The 11,252-nt window shown below is 60.5% G+C and carries 6 protein-coding genes; all 6 read left to right on the top strand.

Annotated features, from left to right (window positions below; translation table 11 throughout):
* The first annotated feature begins 349 nt into the window (after positions 1 to 349).
* Positions 350 to 1,930, top strand: a complete 1,581-nt coding sequence (locus AC1DRJ_RS12370; protein ID WP_477802398.1) for a VWA domain-containing protein — start codon at positions 350 to 352, stop codon at positions 1,928 to 1,930.
* Positions 1,927 to 3,342: a BatD family protein gene (locus tag AC1DRJ_RS12365; protein WP_477802397.1), complete on the top strand. Its 1,416-nt coding sequence runs from the start codon at positions 1,927 to 1,929 to the stop codon at positions 3,340 to 3,342. Before AC1DRJ_RS12370 ends, AC1DRJ_RS12365 begins: the two co-directional genes overlap by 4 nt.
* A complete protein-coding gene (locus tag AC1DRJ_RS12360; RefSeq protein WP_477802396.1) occupies positions 3,339 to 4,361 on the top strand; it encodes an HAD family hydrolase in 1,023 nt (340 codons plus the stop codon). The genes AC1DRJ_RS12365 and AC1DRJ_RS12360 overlap by 4 nt, the downstream gene beginning before the upstream one ends.
* Positions 4,362 to 4,436: 75 nt before the next feature.
* Positions 4,437 to 6,026 carry an arylsulfatase gene (locus AC1DRJ_RS12355; protein ID WP_477802395.1) on the top strand — a complete coding sequence of 530 codons (1,590 nt, stop codon included), beginning with the start codon at positions 4,437 to 4,439 and terminating at the stop codon, positions 6,024 to 6,026.
* A 194-nt stretch (positions 6,027 to 6,220) separates the two neighbouring features.
* Positions 6,221 to 8,743 (top strand): fused MFS/spermidine synthase, encoded by a 2,523-nt coding sequence (locus AC1DRJ_RS12350; RefSeq protein WP_477802394.1) that lies wholly within the window; start codon positions 6,221 to 6,223, stop codon positions 8,741 to 8,743.
* 115 nt (positions 8,744 to 8,858) lie between these two features.
* Positions 8,859 to 11,207, top strand: coding sequence for a tetratricopeptide repeat protein (locus tag AC1DRJ_RS12345; RefSeq protein WP_477802393.1), 2,349 nt, complete (start codon positions 8,859 to 8,861; stop codon positions 11,205 to 11,207).
* The last annotated feature ends 45 nt before the right edge of the window (positions 11,208 to 11,252 follow it).

Here is an 11,252-nt window from a genome sequence, read left to right as displayed (position 1 = left end):
GAGATGAGCTTGAACGTGCTCGCCTACAATTTGAAACGGGTCATGAAAATCATGGGTGCTAATGGTTTGATGAAGGCGCTGTCGGCCTGAAAAGGTTCGTTCTGGACGATCTAGATAGCTGTAGAACCTTGCTGAAGGGCACCGATGCGATATTGATCAACTATGGTGCCTTAAGCGGACTCACTCAGCGAGCGGCCGTAGGCTCTTCGCGCCGACAAGGCCCTAATGTGCGTTTTTACACACTCTGGGTGGCCGCTCGGTGCCGCCATCGGTTTGCTGGCGCTGTATCACCTGGGCGCCCTGCTCCGTCCGCACCTGATACTCGCGCGTCAGCGGCAGGAGGTTTGAGATGGAGATCAATTTCAGCGACTTCCACTTCCTGCGCCCGCTCTGGCTTTTACTCGTGCCGTTCGCCGCCTTACTGCCGATACTCTGGCGCCGCAGCCGCGACTTGCAACGACGCTTGCGCAGTAACATAGCCGAGCACTTGCTGCCGCACCTGCTGATCACGCCGCAGGATCAACAACGCTTCAGACCAGTGCATCTGGTCTGCGCCGTGTTGATTCTGGGCGCTGTTGCCGCCGCCGGGCCGACCTGGGAACAGGATCGTCCGGACTTCCTGGAAAATCGTGCGCCGCTGATCATCGCCCTCGACCTGTCGCCGTCGATGGACGCCAACGACGTGCCGCCGAGTCGTCTGGAAGCGGCCAAGCACAAGCTGCACGACCTTATCCAGCGCCGCGCCGGTGCGCGCAACGCGCTGATCGCCTACGCCGGCAGCGCGCACCTGGTGTTGCCGCCCACCGATGATCCGGCCTTGCTGGAGACGTTCATTCAAGCCCTGAGCACCGACCTGATCGCCAAACAAGGCAAAAACGTCGGCGCCGTGATCGAGCAAGCCAAACACCTGCTGGCGGCCGAGAAAACCCCGGGCACGCTGTTGCTGATCACCGATGGCGCCGATACTTCGCAGCTCGCCGGGCTGGACAAGCAACTGCAGAACAGTGCGCTACAAGTGCTGATCCTCGCGGTGGGCAGTGAGGATGGCGGCATCCTCCACGACGCCAGCGGCCAGCCACGCACCGACAGCAACGGTCGCCCGGTGCTCGGAAGTTTTGATCAGGCAGCGTTAAAGCAACTCGCTTCAGCCGTGGACGCACCGTTGGGCAGCCTCACGCTGAATAACGACGATCTGGATTGGGTTGAACTGCACGCCCAGCAGCATTTCCAGAGTGCCAGCGATGAACAGCGCGAATTGCACTGGAAAGACGCCGGTTACTGGCTGTGCTGGCCGTTGCTGCTGCTCGCGTTTTTCAGCGTGCGCAAGGGCTGGAGCCTGAACTGGATGGCCGGTTTGTTGCTGGCACTGGGCATCGGTCTGCAGCCCTCCAGCGCCGAAGCCAACGCCCTGACCGATGCGTTCTTCACTCCCGATCAGCAAGGCCGCTGGGCCTTCGAACACCAGCACTTCCCCCTGGCCGCCGCGCATTTTGTCGATCCGTACTGGAAAGGCATCGCCGCCTATAACGCAGCGGATTTCGACCTGGCACTGGCCAGTTTCGCCCGACTGGAAACGCCGCAGGCGTATTTCTACCTGGGCAATACTTACGTGCGGCGCTTCAAGTTTGATCAGGCAATTGCCGCGTACACCCAGGCACTGAAGCTACAACCGCAATTCCCGGAAGCCACGGCCAACCTGGCGTTGGCGATTGCGTTGCAGAAAGACACCGACAGCGCCGAGCAAAACACGCCCGAGGTCAAACCTGACGAAATCAAAATGGACAAGGCTCCGGGCAAGGGCCAGAGCAAACCGGTGCAGACCGAACAGGCCACGTCGGATGAGTTGTGGCTACAGAACCTGAGCACTTCGCCGGCGAAGTTCCTCAAGCAGAAATTCAGTTTGCAGGATCAGGCGGGGGGCAAACCATGAACCGAGTGATGGCCATCGCCAGCAGGCTAGCTCCCACAGTTGATTTGTGTGCGCTGAAGATCCCCTGTGGGAGCGGGCTTGCTCGCGAAGGCGTCCGACCAGTCACTATCAAATTAACAGGCCTGCTCCTCTGCCTTTTCACTACCGCCACCCCAGCCGCCGAACCCGACCTCCGCGTCCAGACCCACCTGCAACCCGCCACCTCAGTCATGGTCGGCGGCCTTGTGGAGCTGCAACTCGACGTCCTCACCGACAGCTGGTTCACCGCAGCCCCGAGCCTGCCCGACCTGAAGCTTCCCGGCGCCCTGGTGCTGCCACCGGACGGCCATGCCGAGCACATCAATCAGAGCCTCGATGGCAAATCCTTCAATGGCATGCGCTACACCTACCGGATCACTCCGAATCTGGTCCAGGGTTTCGACATCCCGCCGCTGACCGTTCAGGCCACACCTGGCCAGGCCAGCGCCCCACTGAGCGCGCAAAGCCAGCCGTTGCACTTCACCGCCGCGCAACCACCGGGGTTCAAACCCGGCGAACCGGTGCTGGTGGCGCAAGGTCTGCGCTTCACGCAAACAATCGTCAACTCAGCGAAGCCATTGAAGGTCGGCGACAGCATCACCCGGCAGCTGACCTTGCAGGCTGACAACGCCATGGCCATGTCGCTGCCGGCACCCGCGATGGGCGATATCAGCGGTTTGAGCCGTTACCCGAAGAGCCCCAAAATCAGCAATCTGGATGATGGTCGAGGCAACTTCAACGGCGGCCAACGTATCGACACGATGACCTACCGCGTCGACTCCGAAGGCCGTTACAGCCTGCCGGCCATTGAGCTGAAATGGTGGGACGCCAGCAGCCAGCAAACCCGCACCGCACAAGTCCCGGCCATAACCTTCGAGGCTGCGGCCAACAACGCTTACAAACCGGTTTTCTCGATTGCCGACGACCTGAAAAAACTCGGTCAGCAAAGTCGCGTGCACCTTTCCGGGCACTGGCTGGGGCTTTCGGCGCTGCTGATGGTGGTCGCGCTATGTGCCTGGTTCGCCCTTCCGTTCGTACATCGCGCTTACCTCGCCGCACAGACCCGCCGCCAAGCGCGGCACGCGGCATGGCTGGAGTCCGCCGACTACGCCTGGCGGCAGATTCCGCGGCAAATCGACGGCAAGCCTGCGCAACTGAGTGCCTTGTACCTGTGGCTCAAACGCCGCCATCTGGGCCTGAAATTGAGCGTTCTCAGCCCCCGACTCCAAGATTTGCTGCGCGCCTGCTATGGCCGCGCGCCAACCGAAGCCCAAGCGTTGCACGAACTCAAACGTTCTTTGGCGACGCTGCAAAATCAGGCTGAACTGCACCCAACCAAGGTTGTTTCAGCCTTGCGTCCATTAAACCCTGCTCACGAAAAGGATATCCAATGACGAACCCGCGATCGATCCGTCACCGCTTCGGGCTGACACTGCTCTTTGCGCTGGCCCTGCCGCTGCTCGCGCAAGCCGCCGAACCGTTGCCCTCGTGGAACGACGGTCCCTCGAAGAAAAACATCATCGAGTTCGTTCAGTCGGTCACCGATCCATCCAGCAAGGACTTCGTCAAACCCGAAGACCGCATCGCGGTGTTCGACAACGACGGTACCTTGTGGAGTGAGCAGCCGATGTACTTCGAACTGTTGTTTGCCCTCGAAGAGGTCAAGCGCACCGCACCGCAACACCCGGAATGGAAAACCACCCAGCCGTTCCAGGCCGTGCTGGAAAACGATCACAAGGCGTTGGCAGCTTCCGGCCTGGAAGGCCTGATGAAAATCTTTGGTGCGACCCACACCGGCATGACCACAGAGGCGTTCGATGACTACGCCAAGACCTGGCTGACTCAGGCCAGGCATCCGAAAACCGGCAAGTTGTACACCGAGATGGTGTTCCAGCCGATGCTGGAATTGCTCGACTACCTGCGCAGCCAGGACTTCAAGCCCTACATCGTTTCCGGCGGTGACACCGGGTTCATGCGCGCCTTCGCCCAGAAGGTCTACGGCATCCCGCCAGAGCAGGTCATCGGTACGACGTTTGTCACAGCGTTCCAGTACGCCGATGGTAAAACCTCGATCCTGCGCACCCCGAAACTGGCCCACAACGACGACGGCCCGGGTAAGCCGGAAAGCATCGACGCGGTGATCGGCAAGCGGCCGATCCTCGCCTTCGGCAACTCCGACGGAGACTTGCAGATGCTGCAATGGACCGCCGCAGGCAGCGGCAAGCGATTCATGGGCCTGGTGCACCACACCGACGCCAAACGCGAATGGGCCTATGACCGCAAGTCAGACATCGGCCGCCTGGACAAGGCGCTGGACGAAGCAAATTCCCGTGGCTGGACCGTCGTGGACATGGCCGCCGAATGGCAGCGGATCTACCCTTACGACGCCGCCCCCCCCGAGCAAGTGCAGTAAAAAAAAGCGTAACGCAGGACCGCAATAAACGTTTGTCGCATCAGGCGACGCAAGTCAGTAAAAGGAGCAAGTCAGATGACTCGCATACACAAGTGGCTACCGAAACTCGCCTTCGTGGCAGCCTCGGTCATGGCGATTTCGGCAACTGCCGGGGCCGCTGAAAAACCCAACATTCTGGTGATCTTCGGCGATGACATCGGCCAGACCAATATCAGTGCCTATTCCATGGGCGTGGTCGGCTACAAGACGCCGAACATCGACCGGATTGCCAAGGAAGGCATGATGTTCACCGACTATTACGCGGAGAACAGCTGCACGGCAGGACGGTCATCGTTCATTACCGGTCAGACACCGCTGCGTACCGGTCTGTCGAAGGTTGGCGTACCGGGCGCACCGGTAGGCCTGCAGAAACGTGACATCACCCTCGCTCAAGCGCTCAAGCCATTGGGCTACGCGACGGGTCAGTTCGGTAAGAACCATTTGGGCGACAAGGACGAGTTCCTGCCGACCAATCACGGGTTTGATGAGTTTTTCGGCAACCTGTATCACCTCAACGCGGAAGAGGAACCAGAGCGCCCGTATTGGCCGAAGGACGACACGGAATTCGTCAAGGCTAACTCTCCGCGTGGTGTGATCCACAGTTTCGCGGATGGCAAAATCGAAGACACCGGTGCGTTGACCAAAAAACGCATGGAAACCATCGACGACGAAACCACCGCCGCCGCGCAAGCGTTCATTGAGAAACAGGTCAAGGCGGACAAACCGTTCTTCGTCTGGATGAACACCACGCGTATGCATGCGTTTACTCACGTACGCGAATCGATGGCCGGGCAAAGCGGGATGCCGGGCAACGAGTATGCCGATGGCATGCTTGAGCACGACGGCGATGTGGGCAAGCTGCTGAAAACCATCGACGACCTGAAAGTTGCCGACAACACCATCGTCGTCTACACCACTGACAACGGCCCGAACCAGTTCTCCTGGCCGGACGCGGCAACCACGCCGTTCCGTAACGAGAAAAACTCCAACTGGGAAGGTGCCTTTCGCGTACCGGCCATGATCCGTTGGCCAGGTAAGATCAAAGCGGGCGAAGTGTCCAACGAGATGTTCTCCGGGCTGGACTGGTTCCCGACGCTAATGGCCGCTGCCGGCGATACCGAGGTCAAGGAAAAGCTCCTCAAAGGCTGGACGCCAACATCCGGCGGCACCAACTTCAAAGTGCACCTTGATGGCTACAACCAACTGCCTTACCTGACTGGCCAGGCGCCAAAAGGTGAACGTCGCGAGTTCTACTACTTCAACGACGACGGCATGCTGGTCTCCATGCGTTTCGACAACTGGAAAGCGGTGTTCTGTGAACAACGTGAACCAGGCGGCTTCAAGGTATGGAGTGAACCATTCGTTTGCCTGCGAGTACCGAAAATCTTCAACTTGCGGATGGACCCGTACGAGCGCGCCGACGTGGTTTCCGACCAGTATTACGACTGGTTGATGAAAAACGTCTACCTTGTCGCGGTCGCCACGACGAAGTCAGCGAAGTTCTTGCAGACCTTCATTGACTATCCTCCAAGCCAGAAACCGGCCAGCTTCAGCATTGACCAGATCCGTGCTCAGGTAGATGCGAAGATCGCTGAAAAAATGAGAGCTCAACAGGCTGCACAGTAAGATCGCATGACCGCCGCTCGCCCTCACCGGCGGGCGGCCTTATTTTTAGCCCGATCGTTCCCACGCTCTGCGTGGGAATGCCTCAACGGACGCTCCGCGTCCGCTACGGTATGGGGCGCAGAGCGTCCCGGGCTGCATTCCCACGCAGAGCGTGGGAACGATCAATATTCAGAAATTGCACAAGGCAACCCGCAATGTCCTCACGTGTCGCCAGCAAGTCGTCGGCCATACCCGCCCCTCACAGCGCCGCGTCCCCGGCCCTGCTGATTCCTGCCCTGCTGCTGTTCGTCTCCGGCGCCGCAGCGCTGGTGTACCAGGTGCTGTGGATCAAGCAGTTGTCGCTGGTGGTCGGCGTCGAGGTGTATGCGATCACCACCGGCATCAGTGCATTTTTTGCCGGGTTGGCCTTGGGTGGTTTGCTGTTCGGGCGTTGGGCTGATCGCCTGCAGCACCCGGTTCTGCTGTATGCGGGGCTGGAAGTGCTGGTGGCGGTGTTGGGCGTCGGTGCGACATTTGCGATGAGCATGGCCGCCAGTCCATTCGCCTGGCTGGAACAGCACGTCGGCCTGGCGGCATGGGTCTTGCCGTTTGCGCTGGTGGGGATTCCCGCGCTGTTGATGGGCGGCACGCTGCCGGTGCTGGTTCGCTCGCTGGCCAACGATCCGCAACACTTGGGGAAGGCTGGCGGCCAACTCTATGCTGCCAACACGGCTGGCGCGATTGCTGGCACCCTACTCGCCGCCTTCGTGCTGATCGCCACCCTCGGCGTGCGCGGTAGTGCCCTCGCCGCCGCGATGCTGAACTTGCTGGCCGCCGTCGGCGCCTTGTGGTTTCAACGCCAGCGCCCGGTGCCGGTCGAAACCCCGGTCAAACATCACGCGGCAAATGCACCGGATCGACTGGCGCTGTGGCTCTATTCCATCGCGGGCGGTGTGGCCCTGGGCTACGAAGTGGTCTGGTCGCAATCCATCGTGCAATTCATGAGCACCCGTACCTATGCGTTTGCCGTGGTGTTGGCGACCTACCTCACGGGTTTGTTCATCGGCAGCGCCCTGCTAGCCCGTCGGGTTGATCGCATTCGTGATCCCTGGGGCGTGTTTGGCTTGCTGATTGCCGGCGCCGGTTTGATCGCGTTGCTGGAAGTGGCGTTTCTCGGGCGCTGGCTGGTGTTTTTGCAATCCCAGGCCGAAATCGTGGCGCTGGCCATGGGCGGTAGCGAACTGCTGGGCATGAGCGCACGGTTTGCCGTGGCGGCGCTGAGCATCGTGTTTGTCCCGACCTTGCTGCTGGGGGCGGCGTTCCCGTTGGCCCTGCGCTTGAGCGTCGGCCCTGAACGAGTCGGTCGCGACGTTGGCGCGGTGGTGGCGTTCAACACCCTGGGCGGGATTGTCGGCGTGATGCTCTGCGGGTTTCTGCTGATCCCGTTGCTGGGGCTGGTGCGTACCTTGGGCCTGCTGGCGATTGTCGCGGCCGGGATCGGCTATTTCGCGGTGCGCAAGGGGAATCACGTCAAGAAAGGCCGGCGTCAGGGTGTGGTGGTTATTGGTCTGCTATCGGTGGCCTTAGCGATCTTCACCCCGGTCAACAAACTGGCCAGCCTGCTGCCCGGCGCTCGCAACGGCACACTAGCGTTCTACGAAGAAGGACGCGGCGGCACCGTGGCTGTAGTCACCCAGGGCAAAGGGCAGAAGGCTTTCCAGCGCCTGTATATCCAGGGTGTTTCGAACACCGGCGACGCCATGCCATCGCTGCGCTACATGCGGATTCAGGCACTTTTGCCGCTGCTGATCCACAACGGCGAACCGCGCTCGGCGCTGGTGATCGGTTTCGGCACCGGCATTACCGCCGGCGCCCTGACTCGCTATCCGGGGCTGGAACATCGCGTCGTCGCCGAATTGCTGCCCTCGGTGGTCAAAGCCGCGCCATTGTTCAAAGGCAACTTCAATGCCGCCGCCGACCCAACGGTGGATGTGCGCCTGCGCGACGGCCGCCAGGAACTGCTGCGCAGCCCGCAGCTCTACGACCTGATCACCCTCGAACCACCACCGCCCTCCGCTGCCGGCGTGGTGAATCTGTATTCCCGTGACTTCTACCAATTGGCCGCCAGTCGCCTGGAGAAAAAAGGCCTGGTCGCGCAATGGTTGCCGTTGCCGACCCAGAATATCGACGACTCGCGCTCGCTGGTGCGCAGCTTCCTCGACGTCTTCCCCTATGCGACATTGTGGACCAGCGAGTTCCACGAAATGCTGCTGGTGGGCTCGATGGAACCTATCGAACTGGATGCCGAGAAAATCAGCCAGCGCTTCCAGCAGGAAACCGTGCGCAGCACCTTGCAGGATGTGGGCATCGGCTCAGCCGCTGCGTTGCTCGCGACGTGGGTGACCGACCGCGCCGGCCTGGAACGTTTTGCCGCCGATGCGCTGCCGGTCACCGATGATCAACCCCGTATCGAATACGCCCCATGGGTGCGTGCAAAGGAAATCAGCCGCGTGTTGCCGGCCCTGCTGGACTTGCGTCAGCCAGCGCCGCTGCTGAACGCCGATGCCGGGTTCACCGAGCGCATGAACGCCCATCAGCAGCGCCTGATGCAGTTCTATCGGGCGAGCCTGCACGCGTATGACGGTGACCGCGACGCATGGGCCAAGGACATCCGTGAAGTGATGAATGGAGATGGCGGCAACCCGTATTACCGCTGGTTTGTAGGGGGTGCCGAGTAAGACTCGAGGATCTTTTCACAACCGTCATTTGACAGATGCCCGGCATCCGTCAAAGCTGCACTCAGATTGACCGCGCGCCACATAAGGCAAACGCACCTGGACTACGGAAGTCGTAATGCCGAAGCATAAAAACAACGCAGCAAACCCTGATTCGCAACCGAACCTGATCAATCGTTACCTTTTCCCCGTGACCATCAGTGCCTTGCTGCTGGCGGTCATTGCTATTGGCTGGTTTCTGTTCAGCAGCACACCGGCACCGCTAAAACCCGTGCCCGTCAGTCCCCCTGCCGCGCAACCAGCCAAACCCCAACCGGTTGCAGTGACTCCGGCGAAGATGGTCGATGAGCAACAATGCCAAGGTTGCCACAGCGAGCAGGTCAAGGACTGGCAAGGCTCCCATCACCAATTGGCGATGCAGGAAGCGAATGCCGAGACGATGCTGGGCGACTTCAAAAACGTCACCTTCAAAGGCGAAAACGAAACCACCGTTTTCTCGCGCAAGGGCGACGAGTTCTGGGTCAATACACCGGGCATCGACGGCAAGAACGCCGATTTCAAGGTGGCCTACACCTTCGGCATCGCGCCGTTGCAGCAATACCTGATCGAGGTCGGCGAAGGTCGCTTGCAACCTTTGGGCGTGGCCTGGGATACCGAGAAACACCGCTGGTTCCACCTCTATGCGGGCCAGGGCGTGAACTTCAAGAACCCGTTGCACTGGAGCAAGCCGAGCCAGAACGCCAATTTCATGTGCGTCGAGTGCCATACCACGGGCTACAAACGCAATTACGACGCCGCCAAAAACACCTTTGACAGTCAATGGAACAGCCTCGGTGTCGGCTGCCAGGCCTGCCACGGCCCGGCCTCCAATCACCTGGAATGGACGGCGAAAAAAGGTGATTTGATTCATGCCGGTTTTGCCCTCGACCTCAAGGACAAGAACGCGACTGTCGAACTCGAGACCTGTTCCCGCTGCCATTCGCGCCGCGCACCACTGAGCGATGGCTACACCCCCGGCAAACGCCTGATGGATGACTACCTGCCAAGCGCCCTGACCCGCGAGTTGTATGCGCTGGATGGCAAGATCAAGGACGAAGTGTTTGAACACGGCTCCTTCGCCCAAAGCAAAATGTTCGACAAAGGTGTGCGCTGCAGCAACTGCCATAACCCGCACAGCAACGAGCTCAAGGCACCCGGCAACGGCGTTTGCCTGCAATGCCACAACACGGCGGGCAAAACGTCGGTGGAAGGCGTCAATGGCAAGGGCCTGCAAGCGAAAAACTACGACGCCATCGAACACACTCGCCACACCATGGGCCAACCGGGTTCGCAATGCGTGGATTGCCATATGCCCGGCAAATTCTACATGGGCAATGATTTCCGGCATGACCACAGTTTCAGTATTCCCAACCCGGAACGGGCGAAAAAACTCGGCACACCGGACGCCTGTCTCACCTGCCACCAGGGCAAGGACGGGGATAAGGTCACCGAACAATTCAAACTGTGGAACAGCGTGCCCACCGCACAGGCCGCGCGTTACGACGAAAGCCTGTGGCTGGTTCGAAACGGCCAGCCCGGTGCCGCGCAAGCCTTGTATGAGCAGCTGCAGCGCAGCAATTTGCCGGCAATTCAACGGGCGACCTTGCTGGGCGAGTTGGCGCTGTACCCGAGTGAACAGGGGTTGAAACTGGCCACCAAGGACCTGAGCAACCCGGAGCCACAGGTGCGTGAAAGTGCCGTGAGGGCTATTAACGCGCTCCTGCCACCCCCCGAGCGTGCGCCACTGTTGACGCCATTGTTGACCGACCCGGTGAAGGCTGTGCGGATCGCCGCGGCCCGGGATCTGCTGAGTGTCGCCGGCACGGGCTTGGGCAGCGCCCAGGCGAGCTGGAATGCGGCCATCGCCGAGTACGAAGCGGCACAGTTGAGCCTGCTGGAACGGGCCGAAGCCAACCTCAACCTGGGCATGTTCTATCAGGCCAGTGGCCGCAATGACGAGGTCGAAAAGTACCTGCGCACGGCCCTCAAGCGCGATCCGGACTTTTACCCAGCGCTGGTATCGCTGGTGCAATGGCTGGAAGCCAATGGCCAACGCCAGGAAGCGCAAACGCTGCTGGCACAAGGTTTGAAAGACCACCCGGACGCCGCACTGTTGCAGTACACCCAAGGCTTGTCGCTGGTACGTGCGGGCAAATCTGACCAGGCCATGTCGGCGTTACGCAAAGCGGCGCAACTGGAACCGCAGAACGGCCAGTACAGCTACGTGCTGGCAGTGGCATTGCATGACAGCGGCAAAGTCGAAGAGGCCTGTGACGTGCTGGAGCGGTTGCTCAAAGTGCAGCCGGTCAACCGCAATGCGCGGCTGACGTTGATCCAGTACTACCTGGGCAATGGCCAGGAACCGAAAGCGCAGGTGCTGTTGCAGGCCTGGAAGAAAATGAACATGGGAGACCCGGCGCTGAAATAACCCCGATCAACAGAAGAAACCTGTAGGAGCCGAGCTTGCTCGCGA

The sequence above is a fragment of the Pseudomonas sp. P5_B2 genome (assembly GCF_056400445.1).
Note: the sequence above shows the minus strand (reverse complement) of the source record. Positions and strands in the feature narration are given on the sequence as shown.

What these genes read in the sequence shown, in the direction of transcription:
- AC1DRJ_RS12370 (WP_477802398.1), top strand. Translation starts at nt 350, where the DNA reads ATGGAGATCAATTTCAGCGACTTCCACTTCCTGCGCCCGCTCTGGCTT.
- AC1DRJ_RS12365 (WP_477802397.1), top strand. Translation starts at nt 1,927, where the DNA reads ATGAACCGAGTGATGGCCATCGCCAGCAGGCTAGCTCCCACAGTTGAT.
- AC1DRJ_RS12360 (WP_477802396.1), top strand. Translation starts at nt 3,339, where the DNA reads ATGACGAACCCGCGATCGATCCGTCACCGCTTCGGGCTGACACTGCTC.
- AC1DRJ_RS12355 (WP_477802395.1), top strand. Translation starts at nt 4,437, where the DNA reads ATGACTCGCATACACAAGTGGCTACCGAAACTCGCCTTCGTGGCAGCC.
- AC1DRJ_RS12350 (WP_477802394.1), top strand. Translation starts at nt 6,221, where the DNA reads ATGTCCTCACGTGTCGCCAGCAAGTCGTCGGCCATACCCGCCCCTCAC.
- AC1DRJ_RS12345 (WP_477802393.1), top strand. Translation starts at nt 8,859, where the DNA reads ATGCCGAAGCATAAAAACAACGCAGCAAACCCTGATTCGCAACCGAAC.